Annotated in this window: 19 protein-coding genes; 10 read left to right on the top strand and 9 right to left on the bottom strand. The window is 63.8% G+C overall.

Annotation, left to right across the window (positions count from 1 at the left end; translation table 11 throughout):
• Positions 1-20: 20 nt before the first annotated feature.
• Positions 21-932, bottom strand: a complete 912-nt coding sequence (locus IVB41_RS07490) for a transglutaminase family protein (protein WP_247282505.1) — start codon at positions 930-932, stop codon at positions 21-23.
• Positions 933-1,023: 91 nt separating this feature from the next.
• Here IVB41_RS07490 and IVB41_RS07485 point away from each other — a divergent pair, with 91 nt between their 5' ends.
• Positions 1,024-1,830 carry an N-formylglutamate amidohydrolase gene (locus IVB41_RS07485; RefSeq protein WP_247428552.1) on the top strand — a complete coding sequence of 269 codons (807 nt, stop codon included), beginning with the start codon at positions 1,024-1,026 and terminating at the stop codon, positions 1,828-1,830.
• 11 nt (positions 1,831-1,841) lie between these two features.
• Here IVB41_RS07485 and IVB41_RS07480 read toward each other — a convergent pair whose 3' ends face one another.
• Positions 1,842-2,462 carry a LysE family translocator gene (locus IVB41_RS07480; protein WP_247428549.1) on the bottom strand — a complete coding sequence of 207 codons (621 nt, stop codon included), beginning with the start codon at positions 2,460-2,462 and terminating at the stop codon, positions 1,842-1,844.
• 166 nt (positions 2,463-2,628) lie between these two features.
• On the opposite strand from IVB41_RS07480, the gene IVB41_RS07475 reads away from it, so the two are divergent.
• From IVB41_RS07475 to IVB41_RS07465, 3 genes are read left to right on the top strand one after another with little or no spacing between them, the layout of a single operon-like run.
• Entirely contained in the window at positions 2,629-2,943 is a 315-nt protein-coding gene (locus tag IVB41_RS07475) for a helix-turn-helix transcriptional regulator (protein ID WP_219683740.1), read from the top strand.
• Positions 2,936-3,406: an SRPBCC family protein gene (locus IVB41_RS07470; RefSeq protein ID WP_247428546.1), complete on the top strand. Its 471-nt coding sequence runs from the start codon at positions 2,936-2,938 to the stop codon at positions 3,404-3,406. The genes IVB41_RS07475 and IVB41_RS07470 overlap by 8 nt, the downstream gene beginning before the upstream one ends.
• Positions 3,403-3,915: an SRPBCC family protein gene (locus IVB41_RS07465; RefSeq protein ID WP_247428541.1), complete on the top strand. Its 513-nt coding sequence runs from the start codon at positions 3,403-3,405 to the stop codon at positions 3,913-3,915. Before IVB41_RS07470 ends, IVB41_RS07465 begins: the two co-directional genes overlap by 4 nt.
• 18 nt (positions 3,916-3,933) lie before the next feature.
• On the opposite strand, the gene IVB41_RS07460 is transcribed toward IVB41_RS07465, so the two are convergent.
• Positions 3,934-4,155, bottom strand: a complete 222-nt coding sequence (locus IVB41_RS07460) for a hypothetical protein (RefSeq protein WP_247282510.1) — start codon at positions 4,153-4,155, stop codon at positions 3,934-3,936.
• Between the two features lie 364 nt (positions 4,156-4,519).
• Between IVB41_RS07460 and IVB41_RS07455 the strand changes: the two genes are divergently transcribed.
• Both IVB41_RS07455 and IVB41_RS07450 read left to right on the top strand, forming a co-directional pair.
• The gene (locus tag IVB41_RS07455) at positions 4,520-5,326 is read left to right on the top strand and encodes a transglutaminase family protein (protein WP_027565307.1); all 807 of its coding nucleotides are present in this window, start codon (positions 4,520-4,522) and stop codon (positions 5,324-5,326) included.
• A complete protein-coding gene (locus IVB41_RS07450; RefSeq protein ID WP_247358024.1) occupies positions 5,326-5,517 on the top strand; it encodes a hypothetical protein in 192 nt (63 codons plus the stop codon). Before IVB41_RS07455 ends, IVB41_RS07450 begins: the two co-directional genes overlap by 1 nt.
• A gap of 27 nt (positions 5,518-5,544) precedes the next feature.
• Here IVB41_RS07450 and IVB41_RS07445 read toward each other — a convergent pair whose 3' ends face one another.
• Positions 5,545-6,318, bottom strand: coding sequence for a DUF2189 domain-containing protein (locus IVB41_RS07445; protein WP_247428535.1), 774 nt, complete (start codon positions 6,316-6,318; stop codon positions 5,545-5,547).
• 313 nt (positions 6,319-6,631) lie between these two features.
• On the opposite strand from IVB41_RS07445, the gene IVB41_RS07440 reads away from it, so the two are divergent.
• Positions 6,632-8,860: an ATP-binding protein gene (locus tag IVB41_RS07440; protein WP_247428531.1), complete on the top strand. Its 2,229-nt coding sequence runs from the start codon at positions 6,632-6,634 to the stop codon at positions 8,858-8,860.
• A 14-nt stretch (positions 8,861-8,874) separates the two neighbouring features.
• On the opposite strand, the gene IVB41_RS07435 is transcribed toward IVB41_RS07440, so the two are convergent.
• The 4 genes from IVB41_RS07435 to IVB41_RS07420 form a co-directional block, all read right to left on the bottom strand.
• On the bottom strand, positions 8,875-10,485 hold the full coding sequence (locus IVB41_RS07435) for an acyl-CoA synthetase (protein WP_247428528.1): 1,611 nt from the start codon (positions 10,483-10,485) through the stop codon (positions 8,875-8,877).
• 119 nt (positions 10,486-10,604) lie between these two features.
• A complete protein-coding gene (locus IVB41_RS07430) occupies positions 10,605-11,741 on the bottom strand; it encodes an epoxide hydrolase family protein (protein ID WP_247428506.1) in 1,137 nt (378 codons plus the stop codon).
• Between the two features lie 222 nt (positions 11,742-11,963).
• Entirely contained in the window at positions 11,964-12,419 is a 456-nt protein-coding gene (locus tag IVB41_RS07425; RefSeq protein WP_247428503.1) for a GatB/YqeY domain-containing protein, read from the bottom strand.
• A gap of 33 nt (positions 12,420-12,452) precedes the next feature.
• The gene (locus tag IVB41_RS07420; protein WP_247428500.1) at positions 12,453-13,181 is read right to left on the bottom strand and encodes an alpha/beta fold hydrolase; all 729 of its coding nucleotides are present in this window, start codon (positions 13,179-13,181) and stop codon (positions 12,453-12,455) included.
• A gap of 146 nt (positions 13,182-13,327) precedes the next feature.
• On the opposite strand from IVB41_RS07420, the gene carA reads away from it, so the two are divergent.
• Positions 13,328-14,518 carry a glutamine-hydrolyzing carbamoyl-phosphate synthase small subunit gene (carA, locus tag IVB41_RS07415; protein ID WP_247428497.1) on the top strand — a complete coding sequence of 397 codons (1,191 nt, stop codon included), beginning with the start codon at positions 13,328-13,330 and terminating at the stop codon, positions 14,516-14,518.
• A gap of 128 nt (positions 14,519-14,646) precedes the next feature.
• The gene (locus tag IVB41_RS07410) at positions 14,647-15,168 is read left to right on the top strand and encodes a hypothetical protein (protein WP_247358018.1); all 522 of its coding nucleotides are present in this window, start codon (positions 14,647-14,649) and stop codon (positions 15,166-15,168) included.
• Positions 15,169-15,285: 117 nt separating this feature from the next.
• On the opposite strand, the gene IVB41_RS07405 is transcribed toward IVB41_RS07410, so the two are convergent.
• A complete protein-coding gene (locus tag IVB41_RS07405; RefSeq protein ID WP_027565316.1) occupies positions 15,286-15,810 on the bottom strand; it encodes a Dps family protein in 525 nt (174 codons plus the stop codon).
• 113 nt (positions 15,811-15,923) lie between these two features.
• Between IVB41_RS07405 and IVB41_RS07400 the strand changes: the two genes are divergently transcribed.
• Positions 15,924-16,625, top strand: a complete 702-nt coding sequence (locus IVB41_RS07400; protein ID WP_247282519.1) for a class I SAM-dependent methyltransferase — start codon at positions 15,924-15,926, stop codon at positions 16,623-16,625.
• Positions 16,626-16,841: the final 216 nt, after the last annotated feature.

The following is a 16,841-nucleotide window of genomic DNA, read 5'->3' as shown; positions in this document are numbered from 1 at the left end:
GTGTGCAAATCGCAGCAGATCTACGAAGCCTCAGCCTCGAGTTTCTCACCGCTGCGCTGCTCGTCCGACACCACCCTGATGGTGACGTCCATGGCGTCGAACGCGCCCGCAGCGCCGATATAGACGCCGTGCAGCGGGATCGCCTGGCGCGGATCGCGTGCGACCGCGACGCGGATGAGGTCGCGGGTGCCGACGATGCCGTTGGTCGGATCGAATTCAATCCAGCCCGCGCTCGGCAGGTAGACCTGCACCCAGGCATGCGTCGAACCACCGCCGACATGGCGCTGCTCGATATCCTCCGGCAGGAAGATGTAGCCGGAGACGAATCGTGCGGCGATGCCGAGATGGCGCAGCGCCTCAATCATGAACAGCGCGTAGTCGCGGCAGGTCCCGCTACCGGACTGCAAGGTGTCGAGCGGATGCTGCGTGCCCAGCTCGTGGCGCTTGCGGTACTTGAACCGCTCGCGGATGCCGTGGGTCATGCCGCTCAAGATCTTGAAGGTCGGCGTCGGCGCGTCCTCGTCGAGAAAGCCGCGCGCCCATTCCGCGATCTCGCCGTCGGGATCGGTGTATTGCGGGGTGATGTAGTGGACGAGGTCGGGAAATTCCTCGTCATCATACGCGAACGGATAGAAATAGGCCGAGTCGTCCGGCGTCAGCGCGAACTCCTCGACCGGATTGTGCTCGACGGTGACGTGCCAATCGAAGACCAGCGTGTCCGCGCGCTCGTCGAAATTCGCGATCGCGACGGAATTGCCGAACACGTCGTGGATCCAGTGCAGCGACATCGGCTCCGGCGAGATCTCGAGCCTGGAGTCGAGCACGCGCAGATCATGCCCGTCGCGCGGACGCAGCATGATCCTGTGTTCGCCGAACGCCACGGGGCGGGTGTAGCGATATTCGGTCTTGTGATGAATCGTCAGCAGCGGCATCTTCAGGCAATCATGGTGAGGTCGGGCGGACCAATCTATAGCAATCCCGCCCGATTCTTCGGGGTGACTGCTGTTTCATTAGGCAATCAGGATGGCTTTAGACACAATCGAGGCGACCAATCAACTCCTCAGCGACGGTGACGTCCCCCCGGTGCACGAGGTGAATGCGCAAGGGACATCGCCTTTTCTGCTCACCTCGGACCACTACGGACGGGTGCTGCCGCGTGCGCTCGGCGATCTCGGCGTCGCGGGAGGCGAGCTGACGCGGCATATCGCCTGGGACATCGGCATTGCGGGGGTCGCCGACCGGCTCGCAGAGATGCTGGGCGCACATCTGATCGCCCAGCGCTATTCGCGGCTGGTGATCGACTGCAACCGCCCGCCCGGCGCCGTGAGCTCTATCCCCCTGATTTCCGAAGCAACCGCGATCCCGCGCAACGAGGGAATTTCGGAGCAGGAACGCAAAGCGCGCAGGCGCGAGATCTTCGAGCCCTATCACCGCCGTATCGAGGCCGCGATCGGCCGCCGCGTGCACGACAAGCGGTCGACGGTGCTGGTATCGCTGCACAGCTTCACCCCCGTTTACGCCGGCGTCGCGCGCCCCTGGCACATCGGCGCGCTCTACAATCGCGACACCGTGCTGCCGCAGCTGTTGCTCAGGCATCTGAGCAGAGAGAGCGATCTCGTCGTCGGCGACAACGAGCCCTACGCGGTCAACGACCTCACCGACTACACCATCCCCGTCCACGGCGAAGCCCGCGGCCTCGTCAACACCGGCATCGAGATCCGCCAGGATCTGATCGCGGACCAGTCCGGCCAGCAACAATGGGCCGAGCGGCTGGCGCGGATTTTTGCGGAGATCGAGCTGGAGCTGCGGGCGGAGAGGCTGGTCGACTAGTCCGATGGGGGTTATTTCGCCCTGGTCAGCGCCAGCCAGATGCCGCCGCCGATCATGAAGCCGCCGGAGATGCGCGACATCATGCGGGTGCGGCGAGCTGAAAAGAACTTTCGGGCCCGCCCGGCGGCGATAGCGTAGAGCGCGTCCGTCATCACCGCAGTGACCATGAAGGTTGCGCCCAGCAGCGCGACCTGCGGGAAGTGGTCGCGATTCATGTCCATGAACTGCGGGATGAAGGCGCCGAAGAACACCAGCACCTTCGGGTTCGACAGCAGCACCAGGAAACCTTGCAGGAAGAATCCGCCGCGCGGCGGCGCCGGCGGTTGGTCGACATTGACGCCCTCGACCGGTGCCCAGATCAGCTTGATGCCGAGCCAGACCAGATAGGCGGCGCCGGCAAAGCGCACCCAGTCGAACCAGTAGCCCATGGTCGCCATCAGCGAGGTCAGGCCAACCGCGACGATGCCGATGACGATTGCGAGACCGGCCTGTGCACCGGCCACATTGGTCAGCGCCGCACGCGTGCCGTGGCGCAGCCCGTTGGCGATGACGAGAGTGACGATCGGCCCCGGCAGCAGCGCCAGCGCGATGCAGGCGGCAAGGAAGGCGAAATAGGCTTGCAGAGACATCATGGGGAGGACTCGCTGAGAGCGGTTTGGGGCATTAATGCATGACACTTAATGTCCGTCCAGCGCCGCAGCTCCCACGTCTTCATCTCCGGTGTCTGCCGGAACACGAGCCGCGCTCGATGCATCACCGTCTTGACAGGCAACCGTTTGGTTGCATATGATCGTCGCCATGGATGAGGTCTTCAAAGCGCTCGCCGATGCGTCACGACGGTCGCTGCTCGACAGGCTTCACACCAGGAATGGCCAGACGCTGAACGAGCTCTGCGAAGGCCTCGCGATGACGCGCCAGGCGGTGACCAAGCACCTTGCCATTCTGGAAGACGCCAACCTGGTCACGACCATCAGGCACGGCCGCGAGAAGCTGCACTATCTCAATCCGGTTCCGATCCATCAGATCGGCGAGCGCTGGATCAAGAAATTCGAGCGCGGCAAGCTCGCCGCACTCGGTGAGTTGAAACGCCAGTTGGAGAAGCGTGATGAGTAAGCCGCAATTCGTCTATGTCACCTACATCGAGACCACGCCAACGAGGCTGTGGGAGGCGCTGACATCAAGCGAGTTCAGCAAGCAATACTGGTTTGGCGCCGAGGTCAGGTCCGACTGGAAAATCGGCTCCCCTTTCGCGCTACTGCTGGACGGCGAGACCACCGATTCCGGCGAAATCCTAGAAGCCGATCCACCGCGGCGGTTGTCCTACAGCTTCAAGCACCAGAAATACGAAGAGCTGCGCGGCGAACCGATCTCGCGCGTCGTGTTCACCATCGAACCGTTCGGCTCGCTCGTGCGTTTGACCGTGCTGCATGACGGCTTCGTCGAAGGCGGCAAATATCTCGGCGCCGTTTCCAACGGCTGGCCGGCGATCCTGTCCGGCCTCAAGAGCCTGCTGGAACGCGGCAAAGTGCTGGTCATTCCGCGCGCAGCCCTCAACAAGGGATTTGATGCAAAATGAACCTCGATCAGTTCAAGCCGCTCACCGTCTACACGATTTACATCGCCGCGACGCCGGACAAGGTGTGGGAGGCGCTGACCTCCGCCGAGTTCAGCCGCAAATACTTTTCCGGCTTTGCGGTTGAGATGGAGCCAAGACTCGGCGGCAAATTCATCGTGCGCGCGCCTGACGGATCAGAACACATCTCGGGCGATGTGTTCGAATACGATCCGCCGAACAGGCTGACGGTGACGTGGAACCTCAACTGGCCCGACCTCGTCGCGAAGCTCGGCACCACGCTTGTCACTTATGAGATCGAACAAGCCGGCGAGGCCGTCCGCCTCACCATGAGCGAACGTCACGACCGCCCGCTCAGCGACGACATCCTTTCCGGCGGCCGCACCGGCTGGCCCGCAATCCTGTCGGGGCTGAAGAGCCTGCTGGAAACGGGCAAGGCGCCGCAGATCAAGATGGCGCCGCCGGCGCAGATGCTGGAAGCGTTGAGGGCGATGGGGATCAAGACGCCGTAGCGGACGAACCCTGCGCCGTCACCGCTTCTTCTTCACCGGTGGATTGATTTCGTCGATCTTGCGACTGCAATCCGCTTCCGAAACGTGCGGGCCCGAGACAAAGGTCCCGCTGACCTTGATTGCGTACCAGCCCGACTCGACGCCGAGCCGGAGCGCTTCTTCTGTCTTGACGTGCCGTGGCGAGAGAGCTTGCATCGGTTGAGTTTGCATCGGGTGCTTTCGGTTGGCGTTCGATCTCATGATAGAATCGCGATGAAACCTTCAGGCGTCCGCGGCACGGGCGTGCCGCGTCCGCCTCACCGCCGGAGCGGGCAATATGCGCAACGACCGCTGTTGCGACGTCGCGATGAGTCGGCTCCGCCAGTGCGAGGGAATGAGGCGCTTCACGTCGCGCGAATAGTCGTGGCGCTGCATATGCGCAGAGACGACAGGTTCTTTCCGACGTTGTCGGCACCGTGCGCGCAATCGCCGCAATTAGCTATCGTTTTCTCGCCCGTGCCGCGCTTTTGAAGCGCAAATTGCCGTTCGCGACCGAATAAGCCGTCGAAGCCTTGTGATCGGCCGCTTCGTAGCCATGTTGGGAGCTTAGCCAAGGGAAAAACGTATGAAGCTCCGCGTCGGGTTTGAGATGCTGTACGAATTCCCGCAGCCCACGCCTATGATCATGGTGTTGGGCACGCACTTCACCCGCGCCTCCGATGTCATCGTGCCCGACCTGGTGACCACCAGACCCTCGGTGCCGATCACTCCCTATCGCGACCTCTTCGGCAATTGGTGCAGCCGCATCGTAGCGCCGGCCGGCACCTTTCGCCTTGCCGGCGATGGGGTCGTGAGTGACAGCGGCCTGCCCGACCCGGCGTTTCCGAACGCGGTTCAGCACGCCGTCGAGGCGCTGCCGACCGACACGCTCGTCTATCTGCTCGGCAGTCGCTACTGCGAGACCGATCGCTTGTCGGATATCGCATGGAAATTGTTCGAGCACACGCCGCCCGGCTGGGCGCGGGTCCAGGCCATCTGCGATTTCGTTCATCGTCACATCGCCTTCGGCTATGAGCACGCGCGCGCAACCAAGACGGCGCGGGAAGTCTACGACGAAGGCAAGGGTGTGTGCCGCGACTATGCTCATCTTGCCATCGCGTTCTGCCGCTGCATGAACATCCCGGCGCGCTACTGCACCGGCTATCTCAGCGACATCGGCACGCCGAAGCCGTGGGCCGTGGGAGATTTCGCCGGCTGGTTCGAGGCTTATCTCGGCGGAAGCTGGCACATGTTCGATCCCCGCAACAACACGCCGCGGATCGGCCGCGTGCTGATCGCGCAAGGACGCGATGCCGCGGACGTCCCGATCACCCAGACCTTCGGTCCGAATAAGCTGCTCAATTTCAAAGTATGGACCGACGAGGTTGCCTGATGACAGACAGCAGCGTTACCCTTAGCGCCGATGAATTTGCGTCGTTGGCCGAGATCGGCAAGGGTAAGGCGCAAGGCGAAATTCCGCAAGCGCACGGCGAGCGGCTGACCAACCTCGGTTATGCGGTCAGGCGCCTCGGTGAACTCGAACTGACCTCATCAGGCGAGCGCCGGCTGGCAACGGGCGAATAGTTCGCTGCCGTTGCGTCCGGCTCACCGTTACGCCACCGGCACCACGATGCGCCGATAAAGATGCCAGGTCGCGTGCCCGAGCACGGGCAGCGTCACCACCAGCCCCAGAAAATACGGCAGCGCCGAGACGATCAGGACCATCACGATCACCGCGGCCCAGCCGATCATCGGCAGCGGGCTGGCGACGACCGCGCGCACGCTTGTCACCATCGCCGTGACGAAATCGACCTCGCGGTCGAGCAGCAGCGGAAACGACACCACAGTCAGCGAAAACAAGATCAGCGACAGCACCGCGCCGACCGCGTTGCCGATGCCGAGGAACAGCAAGCCCTCGTTCGTGGTCAGCACCACCGTCATGAACTCCTGCAGGCTCGAGAACGAGGCGTGCAGGCCGAGCAGCAGCGCGATCAGAAGCCGCACCTGGTACATCCAGACCACGAAGACGAACAGCGTGACGAAGGCCATCCAGCCGATCTCGCTGCGCGCGCGCACGGCCGACCAGATCGCGCCGGGCGAGACGGGCTCGCCGCGCTCGCGACGGCGGCTGACTTCATAGAGCCCGATCGCCACGAATGGCCCGAGCAGCGCGAAGCCGGCGGCCAGCGGATAGACCAGATAGACCATGCCGAACGCAGTGAAGCACAGCATGATGGCAATGCCGCCGGCGGCGTAGAGCGCGCCGAAGCAAAGGCCGTAAAGCGGCAGCGCCTGGAAATCACGCAGGCCCTCGACCAGCGCCTCGGCGATGTCGGTCGCCGCGACGGGACGCACCACCGGATCGACCTTGCCCGAAATGGACATCAGCTCCCTCCTCCTTAGCCGGTGCGATCTCCGTCGCACGCGGATGACCTCGATCTTAGCGTCCCCGCGGCCGGCGCGCACGCGGGAGTTGACGGCCGGACGACGGTATCCCGAGGCCACCGGCGCAGACCCGGGAAAGCCATCGCGCCGTCGGCGGGGCTCCTTTCGAGAAGCTCATCCGTGCTGCAACTAGCTCGAAATCTTTCCCCGTCGAGGACTTTTTCGGCCCGTTGCCTATGGACTGAGCGGAGGGTGGTGCCGCAAATTGGGTCCTTGAACGAGCGCGCGATGACCAGATTGGACCGTCCGACCGATGAGCTTGCGCACCCGGCTACTGATACTCGTCATCGCGGCCATGCTGGTGCCGGCGAGCCTCGTCGGGCTCCGTTTCGTGCAGAACCGGAGCAGTGAAATCAACGCCGCCCTGGCCAATCTGGCGGCCTCGGCCGACGACATTGCCAGCGATCTGAGTGAGAAGATTCAAGGAACCGCGCAGCTTCACTACGGTCTGGCCCGCGCGCGCGACCTCGACACGCGCGACAAGGCGGCGTGCTCGGCGTTTCTATCGGACGTCCGCGAGGAATACCCTCAGTTCACGGGAATCCTGACCATCGACCCGGACGGCAGCCTGTTCTGCGACTCGCTGCGGACCAACCGCACCCTCGATCTGAGGGATCGCGCCTATTTCAAGCAGGCCCTGGTCTCGCGCAGCGTCGTGGTTGAGCCGGTATTCGGCCGGCTGACCGGAATATCGGTGCTCCAGATCGCATATCCGGTGCGATCGGAGGCGGGCTCGCTGAAGCTGGTGCTGCTCGCCTCGTTCAACCTGCGTAAATTCGCCGAGTATCACCACAAGCGGCTGCTCGCCGAGAAGGATGTCCTGCTCATTGACGCCAAGGGCACCGTTCTCGTCGCCCCCTCGACAGCCGGCTGGACCGCGCCCGTGGGCGCGTCGATTGCGGGATCTGACCTGCTCCGCTTCGCGACGGCTCCCGATCAAAAGGCATTTCAGGAAGTGACCGATCGCGACGGCCGCACGCAGGTCTGGGCCGTCGCCCACTCGCCTTCGATCCGTGATGCCGGCCTCTTCATCCTGGTCGGACGCTCCAAGGACGGACTGGTCGCGGCGGCCAATCGCCGGCTCTACGAGGACATGGCGATCCTCGCGGTGGCCTTGCTGCTGCTGCTGGCCGGCGTATGGATCCTCGCAACCGTGAGCGTCGGGCGCCAGGTCGGGCGACTCGCCAGCATGGCGAAGAGACTCGGGCTCGGCGATCTCAGCGCGCGAATTCCTCCGCCCCATCCGCGCGGCGAGCTTGGCGGATTGATGACCCTGCTCAATGGCACTGCCGAGTCGCTCGAGCAGCAACGCGCGGCCATCGCGGACCTCAACCAGAAGCTCAGCCAATCCCAAAAAATGGAGGCCATGGGTCAGCTCACCGGCGGCGTGGCACATGACTTCAACAACCTCCTCACCGTCATTCTCGGCAATTCGGAACACCTTGCCGACAGGCTGGCGGGGAACAAGGAGTTGCACCGGATCGCCGGCGACATCGCGACAGCCGCCGAGCGCGGCTCCGACCTGACGCGGAGCCTGCTCGCCTTCGCGCGCAAGCAGCCCCTGAGGCCGCGAGACATCGACATTAGCGAGAAGATTCAGGAGATGGAGGCGTTGTTGCGCCGGCCGCTGGGCGAGCACATCGAATGCGCCTTCGCGCTCGAACCGGATGTGGGGTTGACCAGCGTCGATCCCGGCCAGCTGACGACGGCCCTGCTCAATCTCGTGCTCAACGCGCGCGATGTCATGCAGTTGGGCGGCAGGCTGACCATCGAGGCGCGCAACGTCTCGCTCGGTGAATCCGACTTGGACATCAACGGCGAGCCGCGATCGGGCGACTATGTCATGGTGGCTGTGACCGACACCGGCAGCGGCATGACCGCCGAGGTGGCGAGCCGGGCGTTCGAGCCGTTCTTCACCACCAAGGAGGTCGGCAAGGGGACCGGGCTCGGCCTGAGCATGGTCTACGGGTTTGTTCGGCAGTCCGGCGGGCTGGTGCAGATGCAGTCCGCACCGAGACAAGGCAGCACCGTCAGGCTGTTCTTTCCCCGCTTGGCGGCACCGCCAAACGAGGACGCCTCACCCGCCGAAGGGATCGTCACGCGCGAAGGAAGCGAGACCATTCTCGTCGTCGAGGACGACGACATGGTTCGGACTTATGTCGAAAGCGAGCTGAAGGCGCTCGGCTACCGCGTCATCACGGCCGCAAGCGGCCCGGCGGCGCTCGACTTGTTGCGCCAGTCCGCGGACATCGACCTGCTGTTCACCGACGTCGTGATGCCCGGCGGCATGTTCGGGCCGGAGCTTGCGAGGCAAGCAATCCAGTTGCGGCCCGGGCTCAAGGTGCTCTTCACCTCCGGCTACAGCCAAAATCCGGTCAAGGCGCCCGACGGGATCGGCGATGCCCGCATCCTGACCAAGCCGTTCCGGCGGCGAGACCTCGCCGCGATGCTGCGATCCGCGCTGTCGACGCCGCAGCGGTGAGATGACGATGTGCTCTACCCGAGCGCTCGCAGCTCGCGCCGCAGCACCTTTCCGGTGGCGGTCATCGGCAGGGTCTCCGCGAACTCCACGAAGCGCGGGTATTCGTGGGCGGCGAGTTGCACCTTGACGAACTCCTGGATCTCGCGCGCGAGTGCGTCGCCGGCGGCAAAGCCCGGGCGCAGCACGATCCAGGCCTTGATCGATTCAGTGCGGATCGGATCGGGAATGCCGACCACCGCCGCCATCGCCACCGCCGGGTGCTTCATCAGCGTATGCTCGATCTCGGACGGACCGACGCGATAACCGGCGGTGGTGATGACGTCGTCCTCGCGGCTCACGTACCAGAAGTAACCGTCCTCGTCCTGCACGCCGAGATCGCCGGTGAGCAGGAACTCGCCAGCATATTTCTTTGCCGTCGCCTCCGGATTGCGCCAGTATTCGAGCATCGTGCAAGGACAGGGTTGGCGCACGCCGATGACGCCGCGCTGACCACGTGGCTGCTCCTCGCCTCTGTCGTTGACGATGCGAACATCGAAACCTGGCGTCGCCTTGCCCATCGAACCGGGGCGGATCGGAAACAGATTCGCGTTGCTGCCGATCACGAGATTGCATTCGGTCTGGCCAAACACCTCATGCGCGTCGACGCCGAAAGTCTCGCGCACCCAGCCGAGCAGCTCGCCGCCGAGGGACTCGCCGCCGGTAAAGATGCTGCGCAGCTTGACTCCGGAATGCGTCACGCCGGCCTGCCGCATCAGCTTCAGCGCGGTCGGCGGCAGGAAGACATTGCGCACGCCGAGATCGGCCATCATCTGCATCGCCGCTTGCGGCTCAAACTTTCGCGCGCGGTGGCCGACCAGGGGAATGCCGTGATACCAGAACGCGAACAGGCCGTTGATGAGGCCACCGATCCAGGCCCAATCCGCCGGCGTCCACATCAGATCGCCGGGGCGCGGCAGGAAGTTGTGGCACATCTCGACATTGGGGAGATGCCCGAGCACGACGCGGTGTGCGTGCAGCGCGCCCTTCGGGTTGCCTGTCGTGCCCGAGGTGTAGATGATCAGCGCGGGATCGTCTGCAGACGTGTCCACCAGCCTGAAGTCGGGCGATGCCGCCTTGACCGAATCCCAGAACGATGTCGTGCCCGTCGGCGTTCGTTCGCCAACGATGTAGACATTCTTCAGCTCCGGCAGACGGTCGCGAATCTTCGAAAGCTTCTCCCAGCCCGCCTTGTCGCTGATGATCGCCTTGGCCTGCGAGTTCGACAGACGGAATTCCAGCGCGTCTTCGCCGAACAGCGCGAACAGCGGAATGGAGATCATCGCCGAACGGAACGCGGCCATGTGCGCGATCGGCAGCTCCAGCGACTGCGACAGGAACACCGCGACGCGGTCGCCGCGGGCAAGACCATCTGCCTTCAGCACATTGGCGAAGCGGCGCGACATCTCCGCAACTTCGTCAAAGGATGTGCGCGTGATGGCGCCGTTCTCGTCGAGATAGACCAACGCGAGCCGGCCGGTGCCGTCGGCGTGGCGATCGCAGCAGGCCTCCGCCAGGTTGAAGCGCGCCGGGATCTCCCAGTGGAAATTGCTGTAGAGTTCGTCGTAGGTGTTGGCTTCGGTGAGCATGGTCGTTTCCCGGCAGCGTCGTCTTGACCGGACTTGTCCCGGCCATCCACGTTCTTGTTTGACCCGAGTTTAAGGGCGTGGATGCCCGGGACAAGCCCGGGCCTGACGGAGAATGCGTCTCAGCGCACCGTCCGGAAGAACTTTCTGACCTCGCCGACATACAGCTCCGGCTGCTCGAATGCGGCGAAATGGCCTCCCTTCTCCATCTCGCTCCAATGCGTGATGTTGCGGAAGTTCGGCTCCATCCAGCGCCGCACCGGCGTGATGATCTCCTTGGGGAAGACAGCCACGCCCGTCGGCACCTTGACGACCGGCGAGGTCCGGCGCTTGCCGAAGCTTTCCCAATAGAGCCGCGCAGACGAGGTCGCCGTCTCCGTCGCCCAATAGAGCATGACGTTGTCGAGCAACTCGTCCTTGTTGAAGATGTTTTCGGGATGACCGTTGCAATCGGTCCAGGCCCAGAATTTTTCCAGAATCCAGGCCGCCTGTCCGCTCGGCGAATCGGTCAGAGCGTAACCGAGTGTCTGCGGCCGCGTCGATTGCTGCTTCGAATAGCCGGAGTCGAGGTCGACATAATGCTTGAGGCCGGCGAGCGCGCGCTTCTCTTCCGGCGTCGGTTCGCCCTCGACTTTCGGCGCGGCGTTGAAGGCGAGCGTGACGTGGATGCCGGCGCAATGCTCGCCGTCCTGCATGCCAAGCGAGGTCGTCACCGCCGAGCCCCAGTCGCCGCCCTGCGCGCCATAACTGATATAGCCGAGCCGGTCCATCAGCTTGGCCCAGGTCGCGGCGATACGATCCACGCCCCAGCCGGTGGTGTTCGGCTTGCCGGAGAACCCAAAGCCCGGCAGCGACGGACAGACGACGTGGAAAGCATCGGCGGGATTGCCACCATGCGCGACAGGATCGACCAACGGCGCGATCACCTTCTGGAATTCGACGATCGAGCCGGGCCAGCCATGGGTGATGATCAGCGGCAGCGCCGACGGCTCCTTCGAGCGCGCATGCAGGAAGTGGATGTCGAGCCCGTCGATCTCGGTGGTGAACTGCTCGAAGCGGTTGAGTTTTGCCTCTCGCGCGCGCCAGTCATAGCCATCAGCCCAATAGGCGCAGATCTCCTGGATCCATTTCAGCGGCGCACCCTGGCTCCAGTCGTCGACCAGCTCCGCCTCCGGCCAGCGCGTGCGGGCGAGGCGCGATTTGAGGTCGGTGAGAATGTCGTCGCTGATGGCGATCCGAAACGGCTTGATGGCAGTCATCGGTTGCTCCCGATTTGTCTATCGGGAGAGAGTAGACCGAACGGGCGCCGCATCAAAGGTGCACCCTTCTCCCCTTGTGGGAGAAGGTGGCGCGAAGCGCCGGATGAGGGGTTTCTGTCGGCAAATTCTTGTCGTGAGAGTGGCACACGCGGAGCGAGACCCCTCACCCGTTTCGCCGCTACGCGGCGATCCACCCTCTCCCACAAGGGGAGAGGGCAAGAACTAGCCCGTCAGAGCAGCCTTCACCAAACCGGACGCCTTGCCGAAATCCATCTGGCCGGCGTACTTCGTCTTCAGCACGGCGATCACCTTGCCCATATCCTTCATGCCGGCGGCGCCGGTCTCGGCGATGGCATCTGAGATCGCCTTCTTGACGTCGTCGTCCGACATCTGCTTCGGCAGATACGCCGAGATCACCGCGATCTCGTCGCGCTCCTGCGCCGCGAGCTCGGCACGGCCGCCCTTCTCGTAGAGCTCGACCGATTCCTGGCGCTGCTTGATCATCTTCTGAAACACGCCGAGCAGATCCGCGTCCGAGAGCGGCGGCTTACGGCTGCCGCGCGCCTCGATGTCGGCGTTCTTGATGGTCGAATTGACCATGCGCAGCGTGGACAGCTTGCGCTCTTCCTTGGCCTTCATGGCCTCCTTGACCGCATTGTTGATGTCGTCGCGCAGCATGATCGTGCTCCCCTAGCATATCCGAGGCCTGATCTAGGCCGTTCGCGGCCCTGAGACAACCGGGGGTCCCAGCCATTCGACCAGCGCGCGCACCGTCGCCGCGGGCTGCTCCGGCTGCGGCAGGTGTCCGCAATCCTCCAAAACGACGAGCCTTGCACCGGCAATGCCCTCCGCCATCTCCTTCGAGAATGCGTTGGGAATCGTGTTGTCCGCATCGCCCGTCAGCACCAATGTCGGGCATTTGATCGTCGCAAGTGTCGGCCGTGAATCCACCCGCGCGATGATCGCGGACTGCTGTCGCAGATAGCCTTCGACGCCGACGTCCTCGCCCTGCTCATGCACGAGCTGGCGAATACCGGCATCGTCGCGGCGCGACGGATGCACCAGTTCGGGAAACATTTCCTCGCGCGCGGCACGCAGCTCGCCGCGCCTGGCCCGCTCCATCAGACCACGGCGGCGCGCGGTCGCCTCCTCCGTGTCGGGCCGCGCCTGGGTGTTGATCAGCGCCAGCTTTGCTACCCGCTCGGGTGCCTGGCGCATGATCTCGAGGGCGATGTAGCCGCCCATGGAATGACCGGCGAGCGCGAAGCGCGGCGGCGCCTCGCTCAGCACACGCCGGGCGATCGCTGCCATGCTGTCGTCGCGAATATGGTTGGCGACCATCACCGGGCCGAACCGCCAGAGCGACGGGATGACCGGCGCATAAATCCGGGCCGAGGAGGCTAATCCCGGAACCAGCAGAATCGGCATCGTCTGGTCCATTATTGCCTCCCAAGCCCCCGAATTTGCCGGAAATTGTGCCGCGGAGCTTAGGGGCCCAAGGCGACCTGTCAAATATGCAAAAACGCATGTGAATCGGCGCATCTCCGCTTTGACGCCGGCGCCCGCGGGGACTATGAACCGGGCTCATGACACAACATGATAACGATCACGCCTGGCCGGACCACAAACCGACCGCGCTGTTGGTGCTTGCCGATGGCACGGTGCTGGAAGGCTTTGGCCTCGGCGCCGAAGGCCAAGCCGTCGGTGAGGTCTGCTTCAACACCGCGATGACCGGCTACGAGGAGATCCTCACCGATCCCTCCTATGCCGGCCAGCTCATCACCTTCACGTTCCCGCATATCGGCAATGTCGGCACCAATGACGACGACATCGAGACAGTGAACATGGCCGCGACGCCCGGCGCGCGCGGCGTGATCCTGCGCACCGCGATCACCGATCCCTCGAACTACCGCGCCACCAAGCACCTCGACCAGTGGCTGAAGACCCGCGGCATCATCGGCCTCTCCGGCATCGACACCCGCGCGCTGACCGCGCTGATCCGTAACAAGGGCATGCCCAACGCCGTGATCGCACACGCCAGGGATGGCGAGTTCGACCTGCACGGCCTGAAGGAAGAAGCGCGCGAATGGCCGGGGCTCGAGGGCATGGACCTCGTTCCGATGGTCACCTCCGGCCAGCGCTTCACCTGGGACGAGACGCCCTGGCTCTGGGACAAGGGCTTTGGCCGTCAGGACAAGCCTGAGTTCAACGTGGTCGCCATCGATTACGGCATCAAGCGCAACATTCTGCGCCTGCTCGCCGGCGTCGGGTGCAAGGTCACGGTGGTGCCGGCAACGACGTCATCCGAGGACATCCTGGCGATGAAACCGGACGGCGTGTTCCTGTCGAACGGTCCCGGCGATCCGGCCGCGACCGGCAAATATGCCGTGCCCGTGATCCAGGACGTGATCAAGTCGGGCACGCCGACATTCGGAATTTGTCTCGGCCATCAGATGCTCGGCCTCGCCGTCGGCGCCAAGACCAAGAAGATGCACCAGGGCCATCACGGCGCCAATCATCCCGTGAAGGACGAGACCACCGGCAAGGTCGAGATCACCTCGATGAACCACGGCTTTGCCGTGGACGAGAGCACCCTGCCGACCGGCGCGACGCAGACCCACATCTCGCTGTTCGACGGCTCCAATTGCGGCATCCAGCTCGACGGCAAGCCGGTGTTCTCGGTGCAGTACCACCCCGAGGCCTCGCCGGGTCCGCGCGACTCGCACTATCTGTTCCAGCGTTTTGCGGATCTGATGCGGCAGAACAAGAGCGCGTAAGGCGCGCGCGCTCTTTCGCAATTAACGTCATGACAAAGAGCCCGGGCCTGGTCCCGGGCTTTTTTCGTCAAAGGAACGCCGCTTAGCTCCCTTCGTTGATCCCTGCTACGCTCACGCAGGAGCCCCTTATGTCCGTCGTCCGCGACAATGCCGAGCCGCTCGCCATCGTGTTTGAGGATGACGGGCTCGTGCCGAACAATATCCTCCCCTTCCTGGTCTACCAGGCCGCGGTGAAGCTCGATTCCAGACAGCCGGAAGAGACGATCGAACGCTTGTTCGAAGCGAACGGCTGGGGCGGCACGTGGCGCAATGGCGTCTTCGACTATCTGCATTATCACGCGACGGTGCACGAGGTGCTCGGCGTTGCGCGTGGCAGCGCGCGCGTCCGCTTCGGCGGCGACCATGGCCAGGAGCTGGAGATCAAGGCCGGCGACGTCGCGATCCTGCCCGCCGGCACAGGTCACCAGCGCATCAAGGCGAGCGAGGATTTCTGCGTGATCGGCGCTTATCCGCCGGGTGCGAAGATGGAGATCACCCGCGCAACGCCGGAGAACCACGCGAAAGCGCTGAAGACGATTCCAAACGTCGCGCTGCCGCCGGCCGATCCGGTGACGGGGAAGGATGGGGCGTTGATGCGGTTGTGGCGGTAGCTACAAAGACGGTGCAGGTGGGCAGAGCGAAGCGTGCCCACCAAACAGTTTGAACTGCGGATAGATGGTGGGCACGGCGCGCGAAGACCGCCTTTGCCCACCCTACGACAGCGTCACCTACGCCTCGTTCGCACCTTCCTGTCTTGTGGCTTCGAACAGGAACCAGGTACGGCGTTCGGTCTCGTCGATGAAGTTTTCGAGGATGCTGGCGCTGGCGACGTCACCGGCGTCGTCGCAGACCTCGTGTGCCTTGCGCATTGCGGCGGCGACATGCTTGTTGTCCTGCATCAACTCGCGCAGCATCTCGCGCGGCGGGACATAGTCTTCGTTGTTGTCCTTGATGGTCTGAAGCTTGGCGATCTGCCCGATCGACTTCAGCGTGACGCCGCCGATCTTGCGGACGCGCTCGGCGAGCTGGTCGGTGGTGGCGAAGATCTGGTCGGACTGCTCGTCAAGCAGCAGATGATAATCGCGGAAATGCCGGCCGCTGATGTGCCAGTGGAAATTCTTGGTCTTCAGATACAGCGCGAACGCGTCGGCCAGAAGCACGTTGAGCGCCTCCGAAACCTTGTTGACCGCCTGGGACGACAGATCGGTGGGTGTATCGAGGTCGGGCGAGACCTTTTGTGGGGCTTTGCTCACGGGAAACCTTCCTGTTAGGACGCAGACATTGACGGCGCGCCGCCGCACCCCTAACGCAGGCGGGCAGCGCCGGTTCCTTCAGCGGAACCGTTTGGCCGGGGCCCTCGACGACCATGGACGATTGGATCGATTACTACGACTCGACGCACACGATCTATGTCAGCAAGCTGCATCGCGACTTGCACTTCCAGATCATCGCGCGGGACATCATCGGCTACATTTCTTCGCCCGAGGCGACCGTGCTCGACTATGCCTGCGGCGAGGCGCTGTCGGCGAGCCAGGTCGCGGCTGTCTGCGGCAAGCTGATCCTCGCCGAGCCCGCGCCCGGCGTGCGCGGCCGGTTGATCGCGCGGTTTGCCCCGAACACGAAAATCCGCGTCCGCTCGCTCGATGACGTCCACAACATGCAGGAGCAGTCGATCGATCTCGTCGTGATGAACTCGGTCGCGCAATATATGGCGCCGGACGAGCTCGACGCCGCGCTCCTCAACTTCCGCCGCATCCTGAAGCCCTCCGGCAAGCTGGTGCTCGGCGACATCCTCCAGCCCAATGTCGGCATGTTCAGGGACGTCACAGCGCTACTCAGTTTCGGCCTTCGTCACGGCTTTTTGAAAGATGCGCTGATCGGGCTGATCAGCACCGCATTGTCGGATTACCGTCAGCTGCGCACGCGCATCGGGCTGCAGCGCTACAGTGAGGAGGAGATCACCGCCAAGCTCAAGACCGCCGGCTTCACGGTCCAGCGCGCTCACCGCAATATCGGCCACAATAGCTGGCGCATGACGTTCGTCGCGCGGCCGCCATTAGTTCGGTAAACCTCTCGGATTCGGTAAGCTTCCTGAGTTCGTTAAGCATAACGTCTGCCTGAGGTGGCTTGTCGCACCCCGATCAGTAATGATCGCCGCGGCCCGGTGGCGGAAGTGTCTACGCGAGGGCGATGCATCGCTCTTTATCCTGGTTCAAATCCAGGCCGGGTCTCCACGCTTCGCCCCTGCGGGGCTACGCGTGGCGCAGTCACGCGAGACCCGAAG

Origin of the sequence: Bradyrhizobium sp. 44 (assembly GCF_023073095.1) — a bacterium.
In the GTDB taxonomy this organism is placed as follows: Bacteria; Pseudomonadota; Alphaproteobacteria; order Rhizobiales; family Xanthobacteraceae; genus Bradyrhizobium.
This window is presented reverse-complemented; position numbering and strand designations above follow the sequence as displayed.